Source organism: Pseudomonas sp. SORT22 (genome assembly GCF_018417635.1).
Lineage (GTDB): Bacteria > Pseudomonadota > Gammaproteobacteria > Pseudomonadales > Pseudomonadaceae > Aquipseudomonas.
Genome location: NZ_CP071007.1, coordinates 848,449 through 875,186, shown reverse-complemented (window position 1 = coordinate 875,186; position 26,738 = coordinate 848,449). Strand labels below are relative to the sequence as shown.

27 protein-coding genes are annotated in these 26,738 nt (G+C 63.3%); 14 read left to right on the top strand and 13 right to left on the bottom strand.

Going from position 1 to position 26,738, the window contains the following annotated elements; all coding sequences use genetic code 11:
- Window positions 1–123: 123 nt before the first annotated feature.
- The 4 genes from JYG36_RS04165 to JYG36_RS04150 all read left to right on the top strand — a co-directional run bounded on the left by JYG36_RS04165 (window position 124) and on the right by JYG36_RS04150 (window position 3,584).
- Window positions 124–921 carry a hydroxymethylpyrimidine/phosphomethylpyrimidine kinase gene (locus JYG36_RS04165; protein WP_045199832.1) on the top strand — a complete coding sequence of 266 codons (798 nt, stop codon included), beginning with the start codon at window positions 124–126 and terminating at the stop codon, window positions 919–921.
- Window positions 922–942: 21 nt separating this feature from the next.
- On the top strand, window positions 943–1,569 hold the full coding sequence (gene thiE / locus JYG36_RS04160) for a thiamine phosphate synthase (RefSeq protein ID WP_213603178.1): 627 nt from the start codon (window positions 943–945) through the stop codon (window positions 1,567–1,569).
- A 15-nt stretch (window positions 1,570–1,584) separates the two neighbouring features.
- Complete coding sequence (gene hemL / locus JYG36_RS04155; RefSeq protein WP_045199836.1) at window positions 1,585–2,865, top strand: glutamate-1-semialdehyde 2,1-aminomutase; 1,281 nt, start codon at window positions 1,585–1,587, stop codon at window positions 2,863–2,865.
- A 170-nt stretch (window positions 2,866–3,035) separates the two neighbouring features.
- Window positions 3,036–3,584 (top strand): tetratricopeptide repeat protein, encoded by a 549-nt coding sequence (locus JYG36_RS04150; RefSeq protein WP_045199838.1) that lies wholly within the window; start codon window positions 3,036–3,038, stop codon window positions 3,582–3,584.
- Between the two features lie 7 nt (window positions 3,585–3,591).
- Here the strand turns inward: JYG36_RS04150 and JYG36_RS04145 are convergent, their stop codons facing one another.
- On the bottom strand, window positions 3,592–3,918 hold the full coding sequence (locus JYG36_RS04145; RefSeq protein ID WP_010222917.1) for a DUF1820 family protein: 327 nt from the start codon (window positions 3,916–3,918) through the stop codon (window positions 3,592–3,594).
- Window positions 3,919–4,048: 130 nt separating this feature from the next.
- On the opposite strand from JYG36_RS04145, the gene miaB reads away from it, so the two are divergent.
- The 5 genes from miaB to lnt all read left to right on the top strand — a co-directional run bounded on the left by miaB (window position 4,049) and on the right by lnt (window position 9,363).
- Entirely contained in the window at window positions 4,049–5,377 is a 1,329-nt protein-coding gene (gene miaB, locus JYG36_RS04140; RefSeq protein ID WP_045199840.1) for a tRNA (N6-isopentenyl adenosine(37)-C2)-methylthiotransferase MiaB, read from the top strand.
- 123 nt (window positions 5,378–5,500) lie between these two features.
- Window positions 5,501–6,502: a PhoH family protein gene (locus JYG36_RS04135; RefSeq protein ID WP_213603176.1), complete on the top strand. Its 1,002-nt coding sequence runs from the start codon at window positions 5,501–5,503 to the stop codon at window positions 6,500–6,502.
- Window positions 6,495–6,992, top strand: a complete 498-nt coding sequence (gene ybeY / locus JYG36_RS04130) for an rRNA maturation RNase YbeY (RefSeq protein WP_045199843.1) — start codon at window positions 6,495–6,497, stop codon at window positions 6,990–6,992. The genes JYG36_RS04135 and ybeY overlap by 8 nt, the downstream gene beginning before the upstream one ends.
- Before the next feature lie 5 nt (window positions 6,993–6,997).
- Complete coding sequence (locus JYG36_RS04125) at window positions 6,998–7,837, top strand: CorC family transporter (protein WP_010222913.1); 840 nt, start codon at window positions 6,998–7,000, stop codon at window positions 7,835–7,837.
- Between the two features lie 8 nt (window positions 7,838–7,845).
- On the top strand, window positions 7,846–9,363 hold the full coding sequence (gene lnt / locus JYG36_RS04120; RefSeq protein ID WP_045199845.1) for an apolipoprotein N-acyltransferase: 1,518 nt from the start codon (window positions 7,846–7,848) through the stop codon (window positions 9,361–9,363).
- Here the strand turns inward: lnt and JYG36_RS04115 are convergent.
- Entirely contained in the window at window positions 9,360–10,121 is a 762-nt protein-coding gene (locus tag JYG36_RS04115; protein ID WP_213603174.1) for a YdcF family protein, read from the bottom strand. The two genes, lnt and JYG36_RS04115, sit on opposite strands and share 4 nt — an antisense overlap.
- 124 nt (window positions 10,122–10,245) lie before the next feature.
- Window positions 10,246–10,560, bottom strand: a complete 315-nt coding sequence (locus JYG36_RS04110) for a hypothetical protein (RefSeq protein WP_045199850.1) — start codon at window positions 10,558–10,560, stop codon at window positions 10,246–10,248.
- A 240-nt stretch (window positions 10,561–10,800) separates the two neighbouring features.
- Between JYG36_RS04110 and leuS the strand changes: the two genes are divergently transcribed.
- From leuS to JYG36_RS04085, 5 genes are all read left to right on the top strand, one after another.
- A complete protein-coding gene (gene leuS, locus JYG36_RS04105) occupies window positions 10,801–13,407 on the top strand; it encodes a leucine--tRNA ligase (RefSeq protein WP_213603172.1) in 2,607 nt (868 codons plus the stop codon).
- Between the two features lie 65 nt (window positions 13,408–13,472).
- The gene (locus JYG36_RS04100) at window positions 13,473–14,078 is read left to right on the top strand and encodes an LPS-assembly lipoprotein LptE (RefSeq protein ID WP_045199854.1); all 606 of its coding nucleotides are present in this window, start codon (window positions 13,473–13,475) and stop codon (window positions 14,076–14,078) included.
- A gap of 36 nt (window positions 14,079–14,114) precedes the next feature.
- Window positions 14,115–15,152, top strand: coding sequence for a DNA polymerase III subunit delta (gene holA / locus JYG36_RS04095; RefSeq protein WP_045199856.1), 1,038 nt, complete (start codon window positions 14,115–14,117; stop codon window positions 15,150–15,152).
- Window positions 15,153–15,263: 111 nt separating this feature from the next.
- Entirely contained in the window at window positions 15,264–15,428 is a 165-nt protein-coding gene (gene arfA / locus JYG36_RS04090) for an alternative ribosome rescue factor ArfA (RefSeq protein WP_045199858.1), read from the top strand.
- A 61-nt stretch (window positions 15,429–15,489) separates the two neighbouring features.
- Entirely contained in the window at window positions 15,490–16,806 is a 1,317-nt protein-coding gene (locus JYG36_RS04085; RefSeq protein ID WP_213603170.1) for a lytic murein transglycosylase, read from the top strand.
- On the opposite strand, the gene JYG36_RS04080 is transcribed toward JYG36_RS04085, so the two are convergent.
- From JYG36_RS04080 to rlmH, 10 genes are all read right to left on the bottom strand, one after another.
- Window positions 16,797–17,804: a S66 peptidase family protein gene (locus JYG36_RS04080; RefSeq protein ID WP_045199860.1), complete on the bottom strand. Its 1,008-nt coding sequence runs from the start codon at window positions 17,802–17,804 to the stop codon at window positions 16,797–16,799. The genes JYG36_RS04085 and JYG36_RS04080 overlap by 10 nt on opposite strands.
- A gap of 91 nt (window positions 17,805–17,895) precedes the next feature.
- Window positions 17,896–18,894: a lipoyl synthase gene (gene lipA / locus JYG36_RS04075; protein WP_010222903.1), complete on the bottom strand. Its 999-nt coding sequence runs from the start codon at window positions 18,892–18,894 to the stop codon at window positions 17,896–17,898.
- Between the two features lie 2 nt (window positions 18,895–18,896).
- Window positions 18,897–19,544, bottom strand: a complete 648-nt coding sequence (lipB, locus tag JYG36_RS04070) for a lipoyl(octanoyl) transferase LipB (RefSeq protein WP_045199863.1) — start codon at window positions 19,542–19,544, stop codon at window positions 18,897–18,899.
- On the bottom strand, window positions 19,544–19,816 hold the full coding sequence (locus JYG36_RS04065) for a DUF493 domain-containing protein (RefSeq protein ID WP_045199865.1): 273 nt from the start codon (window positions 19,814–19,816) through the stop codon (window positions 19,544–19,546). The genes lipB and JYG36_RS04065 overlap by 1 nt, the downstream gene beginning before the upstream one ends.
- A gap of 75 nt (window positions 19,817–19,891) precedes the next feature.
- Window positions 19,892–21,052, bottom strand: coding sequence for a D-alanyl-D-alanine carboxypeptidase family protein (locus JYG36_RS04060; protein ID WP_045199868.1), 1,161 nt, complete (start codon window positions 21,050–21,052; stop codon window positions 19,892–19,894).
- Between the two features lie 134 nt (window positions 21,053–21,186).
- Window positions 21,187–22,191 carry a septal ring lytic transglycosylase RlpA family protein gene (locus JYG36_RS04055; RefSeq protein ID WP_045199870.1) on the bottom strand — a complete coding sequence of 335 codons (1,005 nt, stop codon included), beginning with the start codon at window positions 22,189–22,191 and terminating at the stop codon, window positions 21,187–21,189.
- Window positions 22,191–23,201, bottom strand: a complete 1,011-nt coding sequence (mltB, locus tag JYG36_RS04050) for a lytic murein transglycosylase B (protein WP_045200056.1) — start codon at window positions 23,199–23,201, stop codon at window positions 22,191–22,193. Before mltB ends, JYG36_RS04055 begins: the two co-directional genes overlap by 1 nt.
- Before the next feature lie 17 nt (window positions 23,202–23,218).
- The gene (gene rodA, locus JYG36_RS04045) at window positions 23,219–24,322 is read right to left on the bottom strand and encodes a rod shape-determining protein RodA (RefSeq protein ID WP_045200058.1); all 1,104 of its coding nucleotides are present in this window, start codon (window positions 24,320–24,322) and stop codon (window positions 23,219–23,221) included.
- Between the two features lie 38 nt (window positions 24,323–24,360).
- Complete coding sequence (gene mrdA, locus JYG36_RS04040) at window positions 24,361–26,250, bottom strand: penicillin-binding protein 2 (protein WP_045199872.1); 1,890 nt, start codon at window positions 26,248–26,250, stop codon at window positions 24,361–24,363.
- A gap of 16 nt (window positions 26,251–26,266) precedes the next feature.
- Entirely contained in the window at window positions 26,267–26,734 is a 468-nt protein-coding gene (gene rlmH, locus JYG36_RS04035) for a 23S rRNA (pseudouridine(1915)-N(3))-methyltransferase RlmH (RefSeq protein ID WP_045199875.1), read from the bottom strand.
- Window positions 26,735–26,738 lie beyond the last annotated feature (4 nt).

Genomic DNA, 26,738 nt, shown 5'->3' with positions numbered 1-26,738 from the left:
TTACGCCGAAGGCTCTAGAACGCCACTTTCAGCGATTTCACAAGTACAGTTCAAACGCCCGTTGAAAAATCCCCGGCGCCGGGGCGGACCCAGCAAAAGCGTTTGGTGATAAGCTCGCGCACCATGAATACCTACAGCTCCCGCCCCGTTGTCCTCTGTCTCTCCGGCCACGACCCCAGTGGCGGTGCCGGCTTGCAGGCAGATATCGAAGCCCTGATTGCGCAAGGCTGTCATGCCGCTCCGGCCGTGACCGCCCTGACCGTTCAGGATACCGTCAATGTCACTGACTTCCGTGTCCTCGACCGCGAGTGGGTACTGGCCCAGGCCAATGCCGTGCTTGCCGATTCGACCGTAGCGGCGGTCAAGCTGGGCATGCTCGGCTCGACCGAAATGGTCGATACCGTGGTCGAACTGCTCAGTGCCCACCCGCACCTGCCGCTGGTCTGCGACCCGGTCCTGCGCGCTGGCGGCGGTGGCCGCCTGGGCAAGGATGAAGTCGGCTACGCCATGCGCGAACGCCTGCTGCCGCTGGCAACCATTGCTACCCCCAACCTTCCCGAAGCGCGCATCCTGGCCGAGCTGCCCGACGGCAGCGCCGATGAATGCGCCGAAAAACTCCTGCCGTTTGTCAGACACCTGCTGATCACCGGCGGTCACGGTGACGAACACGAAATCCACAACCGCCTGTACAGCCGCGACGGCCAGCGTCATACCTGGACCTGCCAGCGCCTGCCCGGCAGTTACCACGGTTCCGGCTGCACCCTGGCCAGCGCCCTGGCCGGCCGCCTGGCCCTTGGCGAGCAACTGCAAAGCGCGGTGCGTTCGGCCCTGGACTACACCTGGCGAACCCTGCGCGACGCCGAGCAACTGGGCAAAGGCCAGTACGTGCCGCGCCGCCTGCCCCTGGATTTCTGTTCCTGATCTTCGCTTGAGGTCTACACCATGAAGTTACGCGGCCTGTATGCCATCACTGACAGCCAGTTGCTGGCCGGCAAGTTCCTGCCCTATGTCGAAGCGGCGCTTGAAGGCGGCGTGACCTTGCTGCAGTACCGTGACAAAAGTCAGGACGAGTCCCACCGGCTGCGCGAAGCCGAAGCCCTGGCCGAGCTTTGCGCACGCTACAAGACCCAACTGATCATCAACGACGATGCCGAGCTGGCCGCGCGCCTGGGTGTCGGTGTGCACCTGGGCCAGACCGATGGCCCGCTGACGCCAGCGCGCACCCTGCTCGGCCGCAACGCAATCATTGGTTCAACCTGCCACGCGCAACTGGACCTGGCCGAGCAGGCCGCCCGAGAAGGCGCCAGCTACGTCGCCTTTGGCCGCTTCTTCAACTCGGTGACCAAGCCGGGCGTGCCCGCCGCCGACATCGCCTTGCTGGAACAAGCGCGCACCCGCATCAAGCTGCCGATCTGCGTGATCGGCGGCATCACCCTCGACAACGCCGCCCCGCTGGTCGCCCACGGCGCCGACCTGCTGGCGGTGATTCATGGCCTGTTCGGCGCCGACAGCACGCAGGAAGTCACCCGCCGTGCCCGCGCCTTCAACGCCCTGTTCGCATCTGCCTGATTGAGAGAGCCCATCATGTCTCGTTCCGAAACCCTGTTTGCCAACGCCCAGAAACACATCCCCGGTGGCGTCAACTCGCCGGTGCGGGCGTTCAAGAGCGTTGGCGGCACGCCACTGTTCTTCAAGCATGCCGCTGGCGCCTATGTCACCGATGAAGATGACAAACGCTACGTCGACTACGTTGGTTCCTGGGGCCCGATGATCCTTGGCCACAGCCACCCGGACGTGCTCGACTCGGTGCGCAAGCAGCTGGAACACGGTTTGTCTTATGGCGCGCCAACCGCCATGGAAACCGAAATGGCCGATCTGGTCTGCTCGATCGTGCCCTCGATGGAAATGGTCCGCATGGTCAGCTCCGGCACCGAAGCGACCATGAGCGCCATCCGTCTGGCCCGTGGTTACACCGGCCGCGACAGCATCATCAAGTTCGAAGGCTGCTACCACGGCCACTCCGACAGCCTGCTGGTCAAAGCTGGTTCCGGCCTGTTGACCCAGGGCGTGCCAAGCTCCGCCGGCGTGCCGGCAGCCTTCGCCAAACACACCCTGACCCTGCCGTTCAACGACATCGACGCGGTCGAGAAGATGCTCGCCGAAGTCGGCCAGGAGGTCGCCTGCATCATCGTCGAGCCGGTAGCCGGCAACATGAACTGCGTGCCACCGGCGCCGGGCTTCCTCGAAGGCCTGCGTACGCTGTGTGACAAGCATGGCGTGGTGTTGATTTTTGACGAAGTGATGACCGGTTTTCGCGTCGCCCTGGGTGGCGCCCAGGCGCACTATGGTGTTACTCCGGACCTGTCGACCTTCGGCAAGATCGTCGGCGGCGGCATGCCGGTCGGTTGCTTCGGCGGCAAGCGCAAGATCATGGAACAGATCGCGCCGCTGGGTCCGGTCTACCAGGCCGGCACCCTGTCGGGCAACCCGCTGGCCATGGCCGCCGGCCTGACCACCCTCAAGCTGATCAGCCGCCCGGGCTTTCATGACGAGCTGAGCGCCTTCACCAGCCGCCTGCTCGATGGCCTGCAACAGCGCGCCGATGCTGCTGGCATCCCGTTCGTCACCACCCAGGCCGGTGGCATGTTCGGCCTGTACTTCAGTGGCGCCGACGATATCGTTACTTTCGATGACGTCATGGCCAGCGATGCCGAGCGCTTCAAGCGCTTCTTCCACCTGATGCTCGAAGGTGGCGTGTACCTCGCGCCAAGCGCCTTCGAAGCCGGCTTTACCTCGATCGCCCACGGTGACACCGAGCTGCAGATCACCCTGGATGCGGCTGAGAAGGCGTTTGCCAAGCTGTAATTCAGTGGACCATCGCGGGGCAATCGTGCGCCTGCAGGCGCACGATTGCCCCGCGATGGGGCCTTGCAAAGCAGAAAATCGAGTAAAGACTTTGTAAGGTAGGCGCTGCTTATCCCATAATGTGCCACCAGACACTTTGGCCGCAGCTTTGCAGAGGTATGTCGATCCCCATGAACCGCACCGGCCGCGCCCTCGCCCTGGGCTGCCTGTTGCTTCTTCAGCCCCTGCTGGCCACGGCAGGCGGTAACTCGTTGCTGATTCCGGCAACGGGCCGCTGCACCCTCGATTCCCAGCCCGAAGACCTGCCGCAAGCCCTCGCCGCCTGCCAGGACGCGGCAAAGTCCGGGGATGCCCAGGCCCAGTACGAGTTGGGTGAGTTCTACTACGAGGGCACCAACACCCCGCGCGACCTCAACCAGGCCCTGAGCTACTTCGAGCAAGCCTCGCTGCAAGGCCACGCCGAGGCGCAATACCGCCTGGGCAGCATGTTCTACAAGGGTGAAGGTGTGGCGGCCAACAATGTGCAGGCCTACATCGTGCTGAAGATGGCGGCGGTCAACGGCGCCGAAGATGCCCTGGACATGGCCGACGAGGTGTCTGCGAAGATGCCCCGCGATGAACTGGAAGTCGCCACCCAGGTGCTGGGGCAGATTTTCCGCAAGTACCTGCTGGAGCTGCAGACCGCCGAAGGCCGCACGCCCTTCTCGCCGCTGCCCTGATCCCCGCTTACTTTTCCGGCATTGGCATCGGGAATGGCATTACATTGCCAGTACCGCGTGCTTCGCTGATCTTCGGCGTGCCCAGACGCTCCACCTCGTCGATACGCACGATCGAATGCATCGGCACAAAGCTGCGCACCACGCCTTCGAACTGGGCCTTGAGCTTTTCTTCGCTCGGGTCGACCACCACCTGGGTGCGCTCGCCAAAGACAAACTCCTCGACCTCAAGGAAGCCCCACAGATCGCTTTGGTAGATCTGTTTGGCGTACATCTCGTACACCTGGCCCTGGTTGAGAAAGATCACTTTGTAGATCGGAGCTTCGCGTTTGGTCATTTTGGGCGGGGACAATCAAGGGTGGTAAAGAAGTCGCAAACTATAACATAGGCACCGGGCCGACAACGCTAGGATCCACGGCGCCGGCCCCTTATAATGTGCGGTTCTTCGAATTACCAGATGATCTCCCATGGCCAAGAAGCTTTACATCGAAACCCACGGTTGCCAGATGAACGAGTACGACAGCTCGCGCATGGTCGATCTGCTGGGTGAACATCAAGCCCTTGAAGTCACGGCCCGCGCCGAAGACGCCGACGTCATCCTGCTCAACACCTGCTCGATCCGCGAGCGTGCCCAGGACCGGGTGTACTCCCAGCTGGGCCGCTGGCGTGAACTCAAGGACCTCAAACCGGACATGGTCATCGCCGTCGGCGGCTGCGTGGCCAGCCAGGAAGGCGAGTCGATCCGCAAGCGCGCGCCCTATGTCGACGTGGTCTTCGGCCCGCAGACCCTGCACCGCCTGCCGGAGATGATCGACGCCGCACGCACCACGCGCCTGCCGCAGGTCGATGTGTCGTTCCCGGAGATCGAAAAATTCGACCACCTGCCCGAGCCACGCATCGACGGCCCCACCGCCTATGTCTCAGTGATGGAAGGCTGCAGCAAGTACTGCACCTTCTGCGTGGTGCCCTACACCCGCGGCGAGGAAGTCAGCCGGCCGTTCGACGACGTGCTGGCCGAGGTCATCCACCTGGCCGAGAACGGCGTGCGTGAAGTCACCCTGCTGGGGCAGAACGTCAACGGCTACCGCGGCCAGACCCACGACGGCCGCCTTGCCGACCTTGCCGAGCTGATCCGCGTGGTCGCCGCCGTCGATGGCATCGAGCGCATCCGCTACACCACCTCGCACCCGCTGGAATTTTCCGACAGCCTGATCCAGGCCCACGCCGAGGTGCCGGAGCTGGTCAAGCACCTGCACCTGCCGGTGCAATCGGGCTCCGACCGGGTGCTGGCGGCGATGAAGCGCAACCACACCGTCCTCGAGTACAAGTCCAAGCTGCGCAAGCTCAAGGCGGCGGTACCGGGCATCTGCATCAGCTCGGACTTCATTGTCGGCTTCCCCGGCGAAACCGAGAAAGACTTCGAGCAGACCATGAAGCTGGTGGCCGACGTCGGTTTCGATTTTTCCTACTCGTTCGTCTACAGCCAGCGCCCGGGCACCCCGGCCTCGGACTTGCCGGACGAAACCCCGGAAGAACTGAAAAAAGAGCGCCTCAAGGCCCTGCAGCACCGCCTCGACACCCAGGGCTTCGAGATCAGCCGACAAATGGTCGGTACGGTCCAGCGCATTCTGGTCACCGACTACTCGCGCCGCGATCCTGGCCAGTTGCAGGGGCGTACCGAGAATAATCGTATCGTCAACTTTCGCTGCGACAATCCCAAGCTGATCGGCCAGTTCGTCGATATCCATATCGACGACGCGCGCCCACACTCGCTGTTCGGCTCGCTGGCCCACTGAGCTGTCCTGCCGGGCCTGGTTACAGGCCCGGCGACCCTTGATCGTTTCAGCGCTTTCGCCCTGCAGCGGCTAGGGTTATCCTTGAGACCATATCCTTTGCCGTTGGGCGGCTGAAAAACGACCTTGAACGCACCTATCGAACCACTTCGTTTCATCCTCGAGCCTTTCGAGGCCCATCGCTTCGCCAACCTGTGCGGGCAGTTCGACGAGCATTTGCGCCTGATCGAACAGCGCCTGGCCATCGAAATCCGCAACCGCGGCAATCAGTTCGAACTGATCGGCGAACCCAAGCACACCTCCTCTGCCGAGCAACTGCTGCGCCGCCTCTATCGCGAGGCCAAGGCCACCGAGCTGTCGCCGGAAATGGTCCACCTGTACCTGCAGGAATCGGCCGTCGAAGAGCTGGAGAACCCGGCCGTCAACGAAGTCAGTGTTTCCTTGCGCACGCGCAAGGGCATGATTCGTCCGCGCGGGCTGAACCAGCAGCGCTACGTGAAGGAAATCCTCGGCAACGACATCAACTTCGGCATCGGCCCGGCCGGTACCGGCAAGACCTACCTGGCCGTGGCCTGCGCGGTTGATGCCCTGGAGCGTGAACAGGTGCGACGCATCCTGCTGGTGCGTCCGGCGGTCGAAGCGGGTGAAAAACTCGGCTTCCTGCCCGGCGACCTGGCACAGAAGATCGACCCGTACCTGCGCCCGCTGTATGACGCGCTGTACGAGATGCTCGGCTTTGAACACGTGGCCAAGCTGATCGAACGCCAGGTGATCGAGATCGCACCGCTGGCCTACATGCGCGGGCGCACCCTGAACAACAGCTTCATCATCCTCGACGAAAGCCAGAACACCACGGTCGAGCAGATGAAGATGTTCCTCACCCGCATTGGTTTCGGTTCCACCGCGGTGATCACCGGTGACATCACCCAGGTCGACCTGCCGCGTGGCACCAAGTCGGGCCTGGCCCATGTCATCGAGGTGCTCAAGGGCGTGCCGGGCATCAGCTTTACGCACTTCCAGCCCAAGGACGTGGTCCGCCATCCGTTGGTGCAGCGCATTGTCGAGGCCTACGAGCGCTTCGACAGCCAGCAGCAGAACCCGACCGAAGGCAAACACCGCGATGCTTGAGCTCGATCTGCAGCTGGCAAGCGATGCGAACCACCCGACCGAAGATCAATTCCGCCAATGGTGCGAGCTGGCCCTGCGCCAGCGCACGGCCGACTCGGAGATGACCATCCGTCTGGTCGATGAAGCCGAAGGCCGCGAACTGAATCACACCTGGCGGCACAAAGACTACGCCACCAACGTGCTGTCGTTCCCGGCCGATGTGCCTGACGAGTTGCTCGACATTCCGCTGCTCGGCGACCTGGTGATCTGCATCGCCGTGGTCGAACGCGAGGCTGTCGAACAGGGCAAGGCGCTCGAGGCCCACTGGGCGCACCTGGTCATCCATGGCTGCCTGCACCTGCTGGGCTACGACCACATCGACGACGATGAGGCCGAGGAAATGGAAGCACTGGAACGAACGTTGCTTGCTGAACTGGGTCATCCGGACCCGTACGCCGACGACGAACACGACGACAATTCAACACTGATATCTGCAAAGGATCACGAGTAACCGCCATGAGCGAAGATCGATCGAGCAACGGGCAAAAGTCCTGGCTGGGCAAACTGACCCAGGCTTTTGCCCACGAGCCGAAAAACCGTCAGGAGCTGCTTGAGCTGCTGCGCGAAGCCCATCAGAACAAGCTGCTCGACAGCGAGGCGCTGACCATTGTCGAGGGCGCCATCCAGGTCGCCGACCTGCAGGTGCGCGACATCATGGTGCCGCGCTCGCAGATGATGAGCATCAAGGCGACCCAGTCGCCGCGTGAGTTCCTGCCGGCGGTGATCGACGCCGCCCACTCGCGCTACCCGGTGGTCGGCGAAAGCCACGATGACGTGCTCGGCGTGCTGCTGGCCAAAGACCTGCTGCCGTTGATCCTCAAGGAGAACGGCGACAGCTTCAACATCAAGGACCTGCTGCGCCCGGCCACCTTCGTGCCCGAGTCCAAGCGCCTGAACGTGCTGCTGCGCGAGTTTCGCGCCAACCACAACCACATGGCCATCGTCATCGACGAGTACGGCGGCGTGGCGGGCCTGGTGACCATCGAAGACGTCCTCGAGCAAATCGTCGGCGACATCGAAGACGAGCATGACGTCGAGGAAGACAGCTACATCAAGCCACTGCCCAGCGGCGACTTCCTGATCAAGGCGCTGACGCCGATCGAGAACTTCAACGAGTTCTTCGACAGCCAGTTCTCCGACGACGAGTTCGACACCGTCGGCGGCCTGGTGATGAGCGCCTTCGGCCACCTGCCCAAGCGTAACGAGACCACCGAGATCGGCCCGTACCGTTTCCGTATTCTCAACGCCGACAGCCGCCGGATTCACCTGCTGCGTCTGACCCCTATCACCCGTTAAGGACAACCATGCGCTGGATCACCCGCCCCGGCTGGCCCGGTAACCTGCTGGCCGTGGCGGCCGGTGCAATCACCACCCTGGCCCTGGCGCCGTTCGACATCTGGCCGCTGGCATTGCTTGCGGCCGGCCTGTTCTACCTCGGCCTGCGCGAGCTCAGCCCGCGCCAGGCCCTGGGCCGCGGCTGGTGCTTCGGCTTTGGCCTGTACGCCGCCGGCACCAGCTGGATCTACGTCAGCATCAATACCTACGGCGGCGCCACGCCGCTGCTGGCCACCGGGCTGTTGCTGGCGTTCTTTGCCGCCATTGCCTGGTTCTTCGCCCTGCCCGCCTGGCTCTGGGCGCGCTGGCTACGGCGCAACGAGGCGCCGTTGGCCGATGCCCTGTGCTTCGCCGCCTTATGGGTCGGCCAGGAGGCGTTCCGCGGCTGGTTCCTTACCGGTTTCCCCTGGCTGTACTCCGGTTACAGCCAGCTCGACGGCCCGCTGTCGGGCCTGGCGCCGCTGGGCGGCATGTGGCTGATCTCGTTCTGCCTGGCGCTGTGCGCGGCGCTGCTGTGCAACCTGCCACGCCTGCGCGCGCGCACGTCGTTTCTGGCGGTGGCCGTGGTCTTGCTGCTGGCGCCCTGGGCCATCGGCCTGGCGCTGAAAAACCACGCCTGGACCAGCCCGGCGGGCAAGCCGCTGACCGTTGCTGCGCTGCAAGGCAACGTCGAGCAGGAAATGAAGTGGAACCCCGAACACGTCAATGCTCAACTGGCCCTGTACCGCGACATGAGCTTCAGCTCCAAGCCGGTCGACCTGCTGGTGTGGCCGGAAACCGCGGTGCCGATCCTCAAGGACCAGGCCCAGGGCTACCTGGACATGATGGGCAACTTCGCCGCCGAGCGTAATACCGCCTTGATCACCGGGGTTCCGGTACGTGAAGTGGTGCACGAGCAACGCCGCTATTACAACGGCATCACTGTCACCGGCGAAGGCGATGGCACCTACCTCAAGCAGAAACTGGTGCCATTTGGCGAGTACGTGCCGCTGCAGGACATGCTCCGTGGCCTGATCGCCTTCTTTGACCTGCCAATGTCGGACTTCGCCCGTGGCCCGGCCGATCAGCCACTGTTGCAGGCCAAGGGCTATCAAATCGCGCCGTACATCTGCTACGAAGTGGTTTATCCGGAGTTTGCCGCAAGCCTGGCGGCCCGCAGCGATATCCTCCTGACCATCAGCAACGACACCTGGTTCGGCACCTCGATCGGCCCCCTGCAGCATCTGCAGATGGCGCAGATGCGTGCCCTGGAAGCCGGCCGCTGGATGATCCGCGCCACCAACAACGGTGTCACCGGCCTGATCGACCCGTTCGGGCGCATCACCGCACAGATCCCGCAGTTCGAGCGTGGCATCCTCTATGGCGAAGTGGTGCCGATGCAGCAACTCACCCCGTACCTGCAGTGGCGCTCCTGGCCATTGGTGATTCTCTGCGCGCTGCTGCTGGGCTGGGCCCTGCTGGCCAGCCGGATCGCCAAGACCGTCTAGTAGAACAGCTTGTAGCCGAGCAGGCCGACTGCCTCATTGAGCAGTTGGCCGCTCTGCCACAACGACTTGCCTTCCGGCAGCCAGCCACCGAAGGGCCGGGCATGGTCACGACCCAGAAAGCCCACCGGTGCCGGCACCACGACAAACCCCGCCTGCTCGAAGCTCCAGCGTGAACGCTGCATGTGCCAGGCCTGGGTCACCACCACTACGCGCTTGATCCCCAGAGGCTGCAACAACTCGGCACTCATCTGCGCGTTTTCCCAGGTGGTACGGCTGCGTTCTTCCTTCCAGCGTACGCTCACGCCCAGATCGCGTTGCAACGAGTCGGCCATCAGCTGTGCTTCGCTGGGCGGCGTACCGTAATGCAGACCGCCGCTGGTCAATACTGGCAACCCCGAGGCCTTGGCCAGCTGCGCGGCGTAACGCATGCGCTCCATGGCCACGCCCGTGGGCTGGTCCTGCGAGTCCCAGGCAGGGTCGCCGCGCTCGCGCCCGGCCCCGAGGATGACGATGGCATCGGCCTGTTGCGCAAGCCCCACCCACTGGCTGCGGGCCAGTGCCGGCTCGCTTTCCAGTTGCCGGGCAGCCTGCTCCACCACGATCGGCAGGCTCATCAGCCACAAGCCGCCCAGGCCCAGGACAAAGCACAGGGTCGACAGCCGCGGCCAGGATTTGCGCAGCCACCAGGCAGCAATCAGCAAAAGAAACAGGATGCCGGGCGGCATGATCATTTGTTTGATGAGATAGCGAATGGGCACAGGACACCTCCTTGGAGGTGCGCAGCCTAAGAGGAACGGCACCTGGCAACAATAGTCAGGTGCCGCTCCGGGAAGTTTTTGCTGCAGTGGCGCACTCCGCCTTGCGCCGGAAAAACCCGAACAGCTACTTGAAATGCAGCGTCCTGGACTTCGCTGTGGTAGCGGAGCGCTTGTCCTTGAGCCAGACAACTCTGGCCGCAGGTGGCGTCTCCACGTGTGGCAATGCGCCGACGCGTCCATGCCCGCCCTCCGGAAGGGATTCCAGATAGGCCTTGATCACTTCGAATTCAGCGCGGCTCAAACCACGCAACTCCAATTCAGCAGGCACTTCATCGCGTAATCGAACGGAGGTTCTGGCGACCTCGAGGGCCAGGCCCAGACGATCGATCAGCCGTTCGTAAAGCTCCGGTTTGGTTACTTGTTGCTGCGACTCTCCCATCCGTTCACCTCATTGAAGATAAATATATCTCCCCCCACACATGAGCTTAGCGTTACTCGCAAAAGCAGCCGGACGCCGCGACCAACGGCCCGCCGCGCCAAAGGCGGTGCAATCAGGGTTTCCCTCGGTGGACAGGGGTCATGTATGCTAGGGCGTTCACCATACTTGACACCGGATTGCCGATGCAGCGGTTTGATCGCTGCCTGGATAAGGTCTCCCATTTCTCAGCGCAAAGTAGCCATGCACGAACTCTATCAGCCCCGCGAAATCGAAGCCGCCGCCCAGTCTTACTGGGATGAGCAAAAGTCTTTTGAAGTCAGTGAACAGCCAGGCAAGGACACGTACTACTGCCTATCGATGTTCCCGTACCCAAGCGGCAAGCTACATATGGGCCACGTGCGCAACTACACCATCGGTGACGTGATCGCCCGTTACCAGCGCATGCTCGGCAAGAACGTCCTGCAGCCAATGGGCTGGGACGCCTTCGGCATGCCGGCGGAAAACGCCGCGATGAAGAACAACGTCGCCCCGGCCAAGTGGACCTACGAAAACATCGACTACATGAAGACCCAGCTCAAGAGCCTGGGCCTGGCATTCGACTGGTCGCGTGAAGTCACCACTTGCAAGCCGGACTACTACCGCTGGGAACAGTGGCTGTTCACCCGCCTGTTCGAAAAAGGCGTGATCTACCGCAAGAACGGTACCGTGAACTGGGACCCGGCCGACCAGACCGTGCTCGCCAACGAGCAGGTCATCGACGGTCGCGGCTGGCGTTCGGGCGCGCTGATCGAGAAGCGCGAAATCCCGATGTACTACTTCAAGATCACCGACTACGCCGACGAGCTGCTGGAAAGCCTCGACGAGTTGTCGGGCTGGCCTGAGCAGGTCAAGACCATGCAGCGCAACTGGATCGGCAAGTCCCGCGGCATGGAAGTGCAGTTCCCCTACGACCAGGCCAGCATCGGCCACGCCGGGGTGCTGAAAGTCTTCACCACCCGTCCGGACACCCTGATGGGCGCCACCTACGTGGCCGTTGCCGCCGAGCACCCGCTGGCCACCCAGGCCGCCCAGGGCAACCCCGAGCTGCAAGCCTTCATCGATGAATGCAAGAGCGGCAGCGTCGCTGAAGCCGACATCGCCACCCAGGAGAAAAAGGGCCTGGCCACCTCGCTGTTCGTCGAGCACCCGCTGACCGGCGAGAAGTTGCCGGTGTGGGTCGCCAACTACGTGCTGATGCACTACGGCGATGGCGCAGTAATGGCGGTACCGGCACACGACGAGCGCGATTTCGAGTTCGCCCACAAGTACAACCTGCCAGTGAAGGCCGTGGTGCGCACCAGTGCCGGCGATGAAGTCGGCAACGAGTGGCTGGCCGCCTATGGCGAGCACGGCCAGCTGATCAATTCCGGCGAATTCGACGGCCTGGACTTCGCCGGCGCGTTCGACGCCATCGAAGTGGCGCTGATCAAGAAAGAGCTGGGCAAATCCCGCACCCAGTTCCGCCTGCGCGACTGGGGCATCAGCCGCCAGCGCTACTGGGGCTGCCCGATCCCGATTATCCACTGCCCGTCCTGTGGCGATGTGCCGGTACCGGAAGAGCAACTGCCGGTCATCCTGCCAGAAAACGTCGTGCCCGATGGCGCCGGCTCGCCGCTGGCGCGCATGCCCGAGTTCTACGAGTGCAGCTGCCCGAAATGCGGCACCGCGGCCAAGCGTGAAACCGACACCATGGACACCTTCGTCGAGTCGTCGTGGTACTTCGCCCGCTACGCCTCGCCTAACTACGAAGGCGGCATGGTCGACCCGAAAGCGGCCAACCACTGGCTGCCGGTCGACCAGTACATCGGCGGTATCGAACACGCGATCCTGCACCTGCTGTACGCGCGCTTCTTCCACAAGCTGATGCGCGACGAAGGCCTGGTCACCTCCAACGAGCCGTTCAAGAACCTGCTGACCCAGGGCATGGTCGTTGCCGAAACCTACTACCGCGTTGCCAGCAACGGCGGCAAGGACTGGTTCAACCCGGCCGACGTCGAGATCGAGCGCGACGCCAAGGCCAAGATCATCGGCGCCACGCTGAAAACCGACGGCCTGCCGGTCGAGATAGGCGGCACCGAGAAGATGTCCAAGTCCAAGAATAACGGCGTTGACCCGCAGGCGATGATCGAAGCCTACGGCGCCGACACCTGCCGCCTGTTCATGATGTTCGCCTCGCCGCCGGACATGAGCCTGGAATGGTCCGACTCCGGTGTCGAAGGTGCCAACCGCTTCCTGCGCCGCGTCTGGCGCCTGGCCCAGGCCCACGTGGCCCAGGGCCTGCCGGGCAAGCTGGATGTCGCCAGCCTCGATGACGGGCAAAAAGTGATCCGCCGCGCCATCCACGCAGCCATCAAGCAGGCCAGCACCGATGTCGGCCAGCACCACAAGTTCAACACCGCCATCGCCCAGGTGATGACCGTGATGAACGTACTGGAGAAAGCCCCGCAAGCCAGCGAACAGGACCGCGCCCTGCTGCAGGAAGGCCTGGAAGCTGTAACCTTGCTGCTGGCACCGATCACCCCGCACATCAGCCACGAGCTGTGGCAGCGCCTGGGCCACCAGGACGCAGTGATCGATGCGGCCTGGCCGGTACTGGACGAGAGCGCCCTGGTCCAGGACAGCATCGTCCTGGTCATCCAGGTCAACGGCAAGCTGCGTGGCCAGATCGAAATGCCGGCCGCGGCCAGCCGTGAAGAAGTCGAAGCCGCCGCGCGCAGCAACGAGAACGTGCTGCGCTTCACCGAAGGCCTGAGCATCCGCAAGGTCATCGTGGTACCGGGCAAGCTGGTCAACATCGTCGCCAACTGACAGGAAAAGCCGGCCCGCCACAGCGCGGGCCGGCGCACAGAATCGGCCCACAAGGGAGCTACAACATGATCAAACGCAATCTGCTGGTAATGGGCCTGGCCGTTATGCTCAGCGCCTGCGGTTTCCAGCTGCGCGGTACCGGCAACACGGAACTGGCGATCAAGGAACTGGACCTGAGCGCGCGTAACGCCTACGGCGATACCGTGCTGCAGTTGCGCCAGGCATTGCAAAGCAACGGCGTCAATGTCCACGCCGGCGCGCCTTACAAGCTGGTGCTGACCAACGAACAAGAGTCCCAGCGTGCGGCAACCTACGCCGGTTCCGGGCGCTCGGCCGAGTACGAACTGACCACCGTGCTGAGCTACAGCATCGAAGGTCACAACGACACCAACCTGCTCAACGACAAGCTCGAAGTGCGCAAGATCTACGTGCATGACGGCAACAACATCACCGGTTCCGACCAGGAAGCCAACCAGACCCGCAAGGAAATGCGCCGCGACCTGGTGCAGAACATGCTCGTACGCCTGCAACTGCTGACCCCGAGCCAGCTTGAAGGCCTGCAACAAAAGGCTGACGAACGTGCGCAAGCCGAAGCCGACGCCCTGGAAGCTGCCCGCCGTGCCCAGGACGAAACGCCTCAGCAGTCGCCGCTGCAACTGCCGCGCAACTGAGACTGAACGGGGCACTTCGGTGCCCCGTCTGCCATCATGAAACTCACTCCCGCCCAGCTCAACAAACACCTGCAAGGCAGCCTCGCGCCGGTTTACGTGATCAGCGGCGATGACCCGCTGCTGTGCCAGGAAGCGGCCGACGCCGTGCGTGCCGCGGCGCGCCAGCAAGGCTTCGATGAACGCCAGGTGTTCAGCGCCGACGCCAACTTCGACTGGGGCACCCTGCTCCAGGCCGGGGCCAGCCTGTCGCTGTTCGCCCAGCGCCGCCTGCTCGAGCTGCGCCTGCCCTCCGGCAAGCCTGGCGACAAGGGCGCGGCAGCACTGATCGAGTACTGCGCCAAGCCTGCCGAAGACACCCTGCTGCTGATCAGCCTGCCCAAGCTCGATGGCAGTGCGCAGAAGACCAAGTGGGGCAAGGCGCTGATCGAAGGCCAGCACGTCCAGTTCGTGCAGATTTGGCCGGTAGACAGCCACCAGTTGCCGCAATGGATCAGCCAGCGCCTGTCCCAGGCCGGGCTGAGCGCCCAGCGCGACGCGGTTGACCTGATCGCCGCCCGGGTTGAAGGCAACCTGCTGGCAGCAGCCCAGGAGATCGAGAAGCTCAAGCTGCTGGCCGAAGGCAATCAGATCACGGTTGAAACGGTCCAGGCGGCAGTAGCCGACAGTGCCCGTTTCGATGTGTTCGGCCTGGTCGATGCGATCCTCAATGGCGAGGCAGCCCATGCTTTGCGCATGCTTGAGGGCTTGCGCGGCGAAGGGGTCGAGCCACCGGTGATTCTCTGGGCCCTGGCCCGGGAACTGCGCCTGCTGGCCGGGCTTGCTCAGCAGTTCAGCCAGGGCGTGCCGCTGGACAAGGCCTTCAGCCAGGCCCGGCCGCCGGTCTGGGACAAGCGCAAGCCGCTGATGAGCAAAGCCCTGCAACGCCATTCGGCGCAGCGCTGGAGCCAGTTGCTGCAGGATGCCCAGCGCATCGATGCGCAGATCAAGGGCCAGGCCCAGGGTTCGCCGTGGACCAGCCTGGCGCGCTTGTCGTTGTTGATGGCGGGGCAGCGCCTGGCTTTGCCGGCGGAGTGAAATGTATCGCGGGGCAAGCCCGCTCCTACCGATTTGTGTGGGAGCGGGCTTGCCCCGCGATAACTTCACACCTATATTGCGCCCCACACCCACCCTGCAGGACTCCCTGTCATGAGCAAAAAACCCGCAAAGCCCGGGCCCAACAAGGCCAAATCCATCGTCGCCCAGCCCTTGTTCCGCAGCCGCCAGGAACGCGCCGGCAAAGGCAAAGGCAGCTACCGCCGCGAAGCCTTCCAATCGAGAGATTGGGAGGCTTCTTACTTTTTGGCCGCATAAAGGCAAGAATCCGGCAGGCATGGTATGGTCGGCACCTGACCTGAAATACCTGGACCTGTGCATGCCCCTTTGTCTTTCCCGTCGCTGGCAACCTCGCCAGCTGATTGCCGCCTCCAGCCTCATCCTGCTTGTCGCCTGCGCGGAGAAACCCACCGCCGCCGATGCGCTGCCGCTGGCCCCTGCCCAACCGGCTCCAGTCGTCACCCTGCCCACCCCTGCCGTCGACACGCTCAGCGAGATCCAGCCGCTGCAAAGCTTCGCCCAATGGCAGGCGGGATTCCGCCAGCAAGCCCTGCAAGCGGGTATCAATGCCAGCACCTTCGACCGCGCATTCCTCGGTGTCACACCCGACATGGACGTGATCAAGGCCGACCGCAGCCAGCCTGAGTTTACCCGGCCGGTATGGGAGTACCTCGATGGTGCGCTGTCGCCACTGCGGGTACGCAACGGCAAAGGCCTGCTGGAAAAACATGCCGAGTTGCTGAGCCAGATCGAACAACGCTACGGCGTCGACCGCAATGTGCTGGTGTCGGTGTGGGGAATGGAGAGCAACTTTGGCCAGTTCCAGGGCAACAAATCGGTTATCCGCTCTCTCGCCACCCTGGCCTATGAAGGCCGCCGCCCGGCATTCGCCCAGGCGCAGTTGATCGCGGCGCTGCAAATCCTGCAAAACGGTGATATCCAGCCCGACGCCATGAAGGGCTCGTGGGCCGGGGCCATGGGCCAGACCCAGTTCATCCCCACCACCTACAACACCCATGCCGTGGACTTCGACGGCGACGGCCGCCGAGATATCTGGAACAGCTCGGCTGACGCCCTGGCCTCGACTGCGCATTACCTGCAGAGCTCCGGCTGGAAACGCGGCGAACCCTGGGGTTTTGAGGTGCTGCTGGTGCCTGGCTTCGACTACTGGCTGGCCGATGGCAGCCAGCGCAAGCCGGTATCGGAATGGCTGCAGATGGGCCTGAAACTGCCCGCCGGCGTACGTTTGCCAGCCGGCAGCGAGCAGCTGTCCGCCGCCCTGCTGTTGCCGGCCGGTTATCGCGGCCCGGCATTCCTGGTACTGGACAACTTCCGCGCGATCCTCAAGTACAACAACTCGTCGTCCTACGCCATGGCCGTCGGCCTGCTCGGCCAGCGCTTCGATGGCTCGGGCTACATTGCCGGCTCATGGCCCAAGGATGACCTGCCACTGAGCCGCAGCGAGCGTGTCGAGCTGCAGACCCTGCTCAGTGCCCGCAACTACGACGCCGGCGCCGCCGACGGCATCATCGGCGCCAACACCCGCAAGGCCATCCGCAGCGCCCAGCAGGCGCTGGGCTGGCCGGCTGATGGCTATCCGACGCACAAGCTGCTCGATAGCTTGCGTCAGCGCTGAAGCACCTCGCGGGGCAGGTCACTCTGGCCTGCCCCGCGATGGCGCTCAAACAAATCCTGCTCCAGTCGTAAACACTTGCCATCGGCATCCAGGCACACCCTGGCCCCCATCGGCAACGTCAGGTTCGGGTCGCAATGACCACTGCGCCAGCCGGCCAGCACCGGCACCTGCAGCGGTGCAAAGAACTGGCGCAGCAAGGGCGCCAGCGCCTCTAGTGCAATCCCGGCGAAATCCCCGACCAGCACGCCACGAATCCCTTCGAGCTTGCCCGCCAGACGCAATTGCGTCAGCAGGCGGTCGACCCGGTACAGCGGCTCGTTGACGTCTTCGATAAACAGAATACCGCCATCACAGTGGAGTTCTGCCGGGGTGCCCAGGGTCGCGCACAACAACGACAGATTACCCCCCAGTAAAGGCCCGCTGGCAGTGCCTGGCAGGATGGTGGTCAATGGCCAGGCCTGAGGGTGCTCAAGACGGTCACCGGCGCCCAGCTGGCCGCGCAGCTGCTCGAACAGCGAAGAGAGTGTCGGCTCCTGCTTGTTGCCCAGCAGCTCCGACTTGAGCATGGCACCATGGAAAGACACAAACCCGGCATGACGGGCAATCGCCGTGTGCAGCGCGGTAATGTCGCTGTAGCCGACCAACGGCTTGGGATGCCGGCGCAGCAAGTCGAAATCGATGTTTTCCAGCAGGCGCATGCTGCCGTAGCCACCGCGCAGGCAGATGATGGCATCGACATCCTTAGCGGCAAATGCACTGTGCAGGTCTTGCAGGCGCTGCGCATCGCTACCGGCCAGATAACCCTCGGCGGCGGTAACTCCCGGGTAGATCCGGCAGCGATAGCCGCGCGCCTCGAACCACTGGTTGACCTTGAGCGTATCGACCTGGGCGGGACCTGCCGGGGCGATGATTGCGATCAGCCCGCCAGCGGGCAAGGCGCTCGGTAACGGCAAGGCATGCGCCAGCACGCCAGCCTCTTGAGTAAAAGGTAGGTTCATCCAGACGACTCCTTGTGTGGACAGGTCGGCAAACAAAAATGCCGATGTCGCTTTGCAGCAGACATCGGCATCGAGACAACCAGGCTGTCGATCAGAGCTTGATCTTGGCCTCATGCGCCTGCTGGTCGGCATGGTACGAAGAACGCACCAGCGGACCGGAAGCAACGTTCTTGAAGCCCATCTTGTAACCTTCTTCGGCGAACCAGGCAAAGGTGTCCGGGTGCACGAAACGCTGCACCGGCAAGTGGCTGCGCGACGGCTGCAGGTACTGGCCGAGGGTCAGCATGTCGATGTTGTGCTCGCGCATGCGATGCATCACTTCGATCACTTCTTCATCGGTTTCGCCAAGGCCCAGCATCAGCCCGGACTTGGTCGGTACGTGCGGCACCAGTTCCTTGAACTTCTGCAGCAAGGTCAGCGACCACTGGTAGTCCGAACCCGGACGCGCGGCCTTGTACAGGCGCGGTACGGTTTCGAGGTTGTGGTTGAACACATCCGGCGGGGTTTCGGCGGTAATCGCCAGGGCTACATCCATGCGCCCGCGGTAGTCCGGCACCAGGGTCTCGAGCTGCACACCCGGCGACAGCGCGCGGATCTCACGGATACAGTCGGCAAAATGCTGGGCACCACCGTCGCGCAGGTCGTCGCGGTCCACCGAGGTGATCACCACGTACTTCAGGCGCAGGTCGGCAATGGCCACGGCGAGGTTCTTCGGCTCGTCGACGTCCAAGGGCTTCGGCCGGCCATGGCCGACGTCGCAGAACGGGCAGCGACGGGTGCAGATGTCACCCATGATCATGAAGGTCGCGGTGCCGCCCGAGAAGCACTCGCCCAGGTTCGGGCAGGAGGCTTCTTCGCAGACGCTGTGCAGCTTGTGCTTGCGCAGCAGTTGCTTGATGCGGTCGACTTCCGGCGAAACCGGGATACGCACGCGAATCCAGTCAGGCTTCTTTGGCAGCTCGTCAGTGGGGATGATCTTTACCGGGATACGCGCGACTTTTTCCGCGCCACGCAGTTTGACACCCGCCTCGACCTTCGGCCGAGGCGCTGGCGTCACGCTTTGCACTGGTTCTTGCACAACAGTAGTCATATTCAGAAGATTCCGCCCGTAAGGGTCGTCTGCTCAGCATAGTCGAGGTGCTTGACCAGCTGCCCGCGCAGCCTTGCCCTTACCTCAGAGAGTTCGATCGAGCCTGCCTGGTCGCGCAGCTGGGTCATGGCCAGCCCCGCATACCCGCAGGGGTTAATCCGGCGGAATGGCGCCAGGTCCATGTCCACGTTCAAGGCAAGGCCGTGGAACGAACAGCCATTGCGAATCCGCAGGCCGAGCGAGGCGATCTTCGCCCCGTCGACATAAACGCCTGGGGCATCGGCCTTGGCCGCCGCCTCGACGTTGTAACTGGCCAGCAACTCGATCAGGCAGCGCTCGATGCGGCTGACCAGATCGCGCACGCCAAAACCCAGGCGGCGTACATCCAGCAGCAAGTACGCCACCAGCTGACCCGGGCCGTGATAGGTCACCTGGCCGCCGCGATCGGTCTGCACCACCGGGATGTCACCCGGTACCAGCAGATGCTCGGCCTTGCCGGCCTGGCCCTGGGTGAACACCGCCGGGTGTTCAACCAGCCATACCTCATCCGCGGTACCCGGGCCACGCTGGTCGGTAAACCGACGCATGGCCTCCAGCACCGGCTCGTAAGGCAGCAGGCCGAGGTCGCGAAAGCCGAGACACGCGGGCATCAGAGCACCATTTTCACGATTCCGGTCGCGCGCAGGGCGCTGTTGATATCGTGCAGCTGGTCTTCACCCGTGGCGATGATGTGCAGTTGCACCGTGGTGTACTTGCCTTCCTTGCTCTGACGTTCAGCCAGGGTACTCATGTCGACCGTGGCGTACTTCTTGAGGATCTCGATCACCGTGTCCTTGAAATTGACCACGGTGTCGCCGATGACCTTGATCGGGTAATCGGCGCAGGGGAATTCGATTTTGTGCGACTTGTCAGCTTCGGTCATAGCAGTAACGGCCTCGTAAGCCGTGGCAACAACAACGCCCCCGCATGAGTGGCGGGGGCGTGGCAGGTCACGATATCAGTTGAACAACCCGTAGAAGAATAGCCGAATGCTATCCCACACACGACGGAAGAAACCACCTTCCTCAACGCCATCCAGCGCGATCAGGTCGGCACTGTGGACAACCTTGTCATCCAGTTTGACTTCCACTTTACCGATCACGTCACCTTTGTTGATCGGAGCGATCAATTGCGGGTTCATGGTCATGCTTGCGGCCAGCTTTTTCAATTGGCCTTTAGGCAAAGTCATGGTCAGGTCTTCGGCGAGACCGGCTTTGACCTGATTGGTTGCGCCCTTCCAGACCGGTGCCTGGGCAAGCTCGGTACCCTTCTGGTAGAAGGTCTGGGTTTCGAAGAAGCGGAAGCCGTAGGTCAGCAGCTTCTGGGTTTCGGCCGCACGCGATTGCTCGCTGTTGGTACCGAAGACCACGGCGATCAGGCGCATGCCGTCACGTACTGCCGAAGACACCATGCAGTAGCCGGCTTCGTCGGTGTGGCCGGTTTTCAGGCCGTCGACGGTCTTGTCGCGCCACAGCAGCAGGTTGCGGTTAGGCTGCTTGATGTTGTTCCAGAAGAACTCTTTCTGCGAGTAGATCGCATAGTGAGCCGGGTCTTCGTGGATGATCGCGCGCGCCAGCACCGCCATGTCATGAGCCGACGAGTAGTGCTCGGGGTTCGGCAGGCCGGTCGGGTTCATGAAGTGGCTGTTGCTCATGCCCAGGTCGCCGGCGGTCTTGTTCATCATGTCGGCGAAGGCGTCTTCGCTGCCGGCGATGTGCTCGGCGAGGGCGACGCTGGCGTCGTTACCCGACTGGATGATGATGCCGTGCAGCAGGTCGCTGACGCTGACCTGGGTGCCGACCTTGATGAACATCCGCGAACCGCCGGTGCGCCAGGCGTTTTCGCTGACGGTGACCGGGTCGTTTTCGCCGATCTGCCCGCGGCGGATATCCAGGGTCGCGATGTAGGCGGTCATCAGCTTGGTCAGGCTCGCCGGAGGCAGACGCTGGTCACCATTGTTCTCGACCAGGATGTTGCCGCTGGAGGCTTCCATGAGCACGTAGGACTTGGCAGCCAGTTGCGGCGGCGACGGCATCATTTGCTCTGCCGCGAAGGCGGCAGGGGCAATCATCAGCGGTACAAGCAGGCAAAGGCGTTTGGCAAAGCTGGTTATGTTCATCCGTCTCTCGAAATGGCTAATGGGCTCATGCCCTCATGGGCAAAACGTTTACAGGCGCATGGCCTGACGGGCAAAACCGCCATTGTACATGGCGGCTGCGCCCGGCTGCATGACAAACCGATCAGTCCCCCCGATCAGTCTGCCGTGACGACTTTGGGCTGCCCCAGATTGGCCAGGCGCACGCTGTCCTGCATCTGCTGGGCTTCACCCTGGCTGTTGATCGGCCCCAGGCGGACCCGGTGCAGGGTCTGCTGGTTGCGCACGATCGAACTGATGAACACCGGTGCGCTGACCATGCTGCTGAGCTTGGAGCGCAGCAGTTCGGCGGCATCGGGGTTGGCAAAAGCGCCGACCTGCAAGTAAAGACCATTGCTGGCCATCGTGTTGTTGCTGGCGACTTGCAGGGGTACGACCGCAGCGGCGTGCTGCTGCGGCGGTGGCGTCCATTGCTCGACCGTGCCGGTGCTGGCCGGCAGCGCCTGGGTCTGGGCCACTTGCGGCTGGTCGAGGACCATCGGCGCCGGCTGGCCGCGCTGGGCCCACCATTGTTTCGGGTCGATGCCTTCAACGCGCACCCGCGCGGTGCCGGTCTCGGCATAGCCGAGCTTCTTCGCCGCCGCGTACGACAGGTCGATGATGCGGTCGGAATAGAACGGCCCGCGGTCGTTGACCCGCAGGATCACGCTGCGCTGGTTGTCGAGGTTGGTAACCTTGACGTAGGCCGGCAGCGGCAGGGTCTTGTGCGCCGCGCTCATACCGTAGAGGTCATAGACCTCGCCGTTGGCGGTGTTCTGGCCGTGGAACTTGGTGCCGTACCAGGATGCCGTGCCCTCGGCGCGGTAGTTGCGCGAGTCGGGGATCGGGAAGTAGGTCTTGCCCAGCACGGTGTAGGGGTTGGCCTTGTAGTTGCCGGTGTGCACGGTCGGGGTCGCGTCGGGGATCTTCGAGACGTCGACGTCCCACCATGGCGCGCCGTCCTTGTGGGCCCGGTTGATGTCCAGGCCGGGCTTGGCCCGCACGACATTGGCATTACCCTGGGTGGAGGTGCTCGGGCGGCTGCTCGAACAGCTCACCAGCACCAGGCCCAGGGCCGCGCAACCCAGCAGTTTCAGCGATGTAGCGGAGAACATTACGCGCATTACTTGGCGCCCCGTGCTTGAACCAGCAGGTCCGAGAGCTGATGCACTGCCATGGCATACATCACGCTGCGGTTATAGCGAGTGATCGCGTAGAAGTTTTTCAGGCCCAGCCAGTATTCCGGGCCGTTGTCACCTTCGAGCCGGAAGGCGGTGACCGGCAGATCATCGCGCAGCGCATCATGACTCGACCAGCCCAGTGCCCGCAACTCCCCGACCGTCTTGACCGCGTCGATGCCCGGGCTCAGGCCTTCGTCGACGCGTTCGCCACGCACCGTGGCGCGGCTGACCACCTGTTCGCCGGCTACCCAGCCATGACGCTTGAAGTAGCTGGCAACGCTGCCGATGGCATCGTCCGGGTTGTTCCAGATATTGATGTGGCCGTCGCCGTCAAAATCCACGGCGTAGGCGCGAAAGCTGCTCGGCATGAACTGCGGCAAGCCCATGGCCCCGGCGTAGGAGCCCTTGAGGGTCAGCGGGTCGACCTGCTCTTCACGGGCCAGCAACAGGTACTCGCGCAGCTCCTTGCGGAAGAATTCGGCACGCGGCGGGTAATCGAAGCCCAGGGTCGACAGCGCATCGATCACCCGGTAATTGCCGGTGTTGCGGCCAAAGAAGGTTTCGACGCCGATGATCGAGACGATCACCTGGGCCGGCACGCCGTATTCCTGTTCGGCGCGGGCCAGGGTGGCCTCATGCTGGCGCCAGAAGTCGACGCCGCGGGCGACGCGGGCGTCGGTGAGGAACATCGGCCGGTAGTCTTTCCAGGGTTTTACCCGTTCAGCCGGGCGCGAGATCGCGTCAAGGATCGACTGCTTGCGCTGAACCTCGCGAAACACCCCCATTAGTTGCTCACCGGCAAAACCGTAGTCGCGGGTCATTTCGCCGACGAACTCGGCTACCTGGGGCGAGCCGTCGTAGTCGCCGGCAGCAGCGCCTTGCGCTCCGCCGAGCAAACCTACAAAGCCGACCCAGGGCGCACAACGAGCCGCCCAGCCACGCATTGCTTGCATGTAATTCTTCACCTTATTCAAACCTGCGCAATCCATTTGCGATGCGTATGGATCGACATTAAAACCCCAAACGCTGACAGCAGCGTCACCAACGAAGTTCCGCCATAACTAATGAAGGGCAGCGGCACCCCCACCACGGGCAACAAGCCGCTGACCATACCGATATTGACGAACACATAAACAAAGAAGGTCATGGTCAGGCTGCCGGCCAGCAACTTGCCGTAGAGCGTCTGGGCCTGGGCGGTAATCACCAGGCCGCGGCCGATCAGCAGCAGGTAGATCAAAAGCAGCGCGCAGATGCCGACCAGGCCGAACTCCTCGCCAAGCACGGCGATGATGAAGTCGGTGTGGCTTTCCGGGAGAAAGTCCAGGTGCGACTGGGTGCCCAGCAGCCAGCCCTTGCCGAACACCCCGCCCGAGCCGATCGCCGCTTTCGACTGGATGATGTTCCAGCCGGTGCCCAGCGGATCGCTTTCCGGGTCGAGAAAGGTCAGTACCCGCTGTTTCTGGTAGTCGTGCATGACGAAGAACCACATCGCCACCGCCACCGGCACTGCCGCCGCCACCACGCTGAGGATCCAGCGCCAGCGCAGGCCGCCCATGAACAGCACGAAGGCGCCGGAGGCGAGGATCAGCAAGGCGGTACCCAGGTCTGGCTGGCGCACGATGAGGATGAACGGCAGGCCGATCAGGATCAGGCTGATCACCACGTGCTTCAAATGCGGCGGCAGCGAGCGCTTGGCCAGGTACCAGGCGATGGTCGCCGGCATGATGATCTTCATGAACTCCGAGGGCTGGAAGCGGATCACCCCGGGAATGTTGATCCAGCGCGTGGCGCCCATGGCGTTGTGGCCCATAACGTCGACCACCACCAGCAGGATCACCCCGACCACATAGGCAAGGGGCACCCAGCGCGCCATGAAACGTGGTTCGAGCTGGGCAATGACGAACATCGACACCAGGCCGATGCCGAACGAACTGGCTTGCTTGAGCAGCAGGTCCCAGTTCTTGCCGCTGGCCGAATAGAGCACGAACAGGCTGCCGGCAGCCAGGGTCAGCAGCAGGATCAGCAACGGGCCGTCGACATGGATGCGCTGCAGGAAGCTTGCGCGACGACGCATTACGTCCTCGCTGGAAAGCATGCGATCGAAATTGTTCTTCACTGGGCCGATTCCTGAACGACGGTGGCGGGAGCGAACTCGGATTTGAGCCGGCCATGCTCGTCGAGCAACCAGGCGTCCATTACCTGACGCATCACCGGCGCCGCGACGCGGCCACCCGCTTCGCCGTTTTCGATCATCACCGAAACCACGATCTTCGGGTTCTCTGCCGGGGCGAAGCCGACGAACAGGGCGTGGTCGCGGTGGCGTTCCTGAACCTTGTTGCGGTCGTACTTCTCTCCCTGCTTGATCGCTACCACCTGGGCGGTACCACTCTTGCCGGCAATCCGGTACTGGGCACCGGCGGCGGCGGCGCGGGCGGTACCGCGGGCGTTGTGCATCACCTGCTCCATGCCATGGGTGACCCTGGCCCAGTCGGACTTGTCACGCAAGACGATGTCTTCCATCGGGTTCTCGTCCACCGGCGGCTGGCCTTCGATGGTCTTGGCCAGGTGCGGACGGTTCCACTTGCCCTTGCTGGCGATCAGGGCGATGGCCTGGGCCATCTGCAGCGGCGTGGTCTGCATGTAGCCCTGGCCGATACCGAGGATCAGCGTCTCGCCCGGGAACCAGGCCTGGCGGCGGGTGGCGCGCTTCCATTCGCGAGTCGGCATCAGGCCGGCGGACTCCTCGAACATGTCGAGGGAGACTTTCTGCCCGAGGCCGAACTTGTTCATGTAGCTGGACAGACGGTCGATGCCCATCTTGTGCGCCAGGTCGTAGAAGTAGGTGTCGTTGGAGCGCATGATCGCCAGGTCGAGGTCGACCCAGCCGTCGCCGCTGCGGTTCCAGTTGCGGTACTTGTGGTCATAATTGGGCAGTTGGTAGAAGCCCGGGTCGAACACCCGGCTGCTGGCGGTGACCACACCACTGTCGAGGCCGGCGATGGCCACTGCCGGCTTGATGGTCGAACCCGGCGGGTACAGGCCGCGCAGCACGCGGTTGAACAGCGGCCGGTCGATCGAATCGCGCAGCTCGGCATAGGCCTTGAAGCTGATGCCGGTGACGAACGGGTTGGGGTCAAAGCTTGGCTGGCTGACCATCGCCAGTACTTCGCCGGTATTTGGGTCGAGTGCGACAATGGCGCCGCGGCGCCCGCCCAGCGCGGCCTCGGCAGCTTCCTGCAGCTTGATGTCGAGGCTCAGGACGATGTCTTTGCCGGGGATCGGGTCGGTGCGCTTGAGCACCCGCAATACCCGGCCACGGGCGTTGGTCTCAACCTCTTCGTAACCCACCTGGCCGTGCAGTTCCGGTTCGTAGAAGCGCTCGATGCCGGTCTTGCCGATATGGTGGGTACCGCTGTAGTTGACCGGGTCGAGGGTCTTCAGCTCTTTCTCGTTGATCCGCCCGACATAACCGACCGAGTGAGCAAAGTGCGCTCCCTGCGGGTAATGGCGCACCAGTTGGGCGACCACCTCGACGCCGGGCAGGCGGAACTGGTTCACCGCAACCCGGGCGATCTGTTCTTCGGTCAGTTCGAACAGGATCGGCACCGGCTCGAACGGCCGGCGGCCCTGGCGCATGCGCTTTTCAAACAGGGTGCGGTCGTCCGGGGTCAGCTCGAGCACCTCGACGATCACATCGAGTACCTGCTGCCAGTCGCCGGAGCGCTCACGGGTCATGGTCAGACTGAAGCTTGGCCGGTTATCGGCGACGATCACCCCGTTGCGGTCGAAGATCAGCCCGCGAGTCGGCGGAATCGGCTGCACATGCACCCGGTTATTTTCCGACAGGGTCGAGTGATAGTCGTACTGGATCACCTGCAGGTAATACAGGCGGGCGATCAACACGCAAATCAGCAGGACGATCGCCACTGCACCGACCACGACGCGGCTACGCACCAGACGGGCGTCTTTCTCGTGATCCTTGAGGCGAATCGGCTGCGACATTGAAAAGGCTTAAGGCTTATTTGTGGTAGGGGTGCCCGGACAATACGGTCCAGGCGCGGTACAGCTGTTCGCCGATCAGTATCCTTACCAACGGGTGGGGCAGTGTCAGCGGCGACAGCGACCAGCGCTGCTCGGCCCGCGCACAGACTTCCGGCGCCAGCCCTTCGGGGCCGCCGACCATGAAGTTGACGGTACGCGAATCCAGCCGCCAGCGGTCCAGCTCGACCGCCAGTTGCTCGGTACTCCAGGGCTTGCCATGGACCTCCAGGGTGACAATCCGTTCCCCTGGCTGGACCTTGGCAAGCATGGCCTCACCCTCCTGACGGATCAGGCGGGCGACGTCGGCATTCTTGCCCCGGGTATTGAGCGGTATTTCCACCAGCTCCAGCGACAGCTCCGCGGGCAGGCGCTTGGCATATTCATGCCAACCGTCCTCAACCCACTTGGGCATGCGCGAGCCGACCGCGATCAGACGCAGACGCACGAGC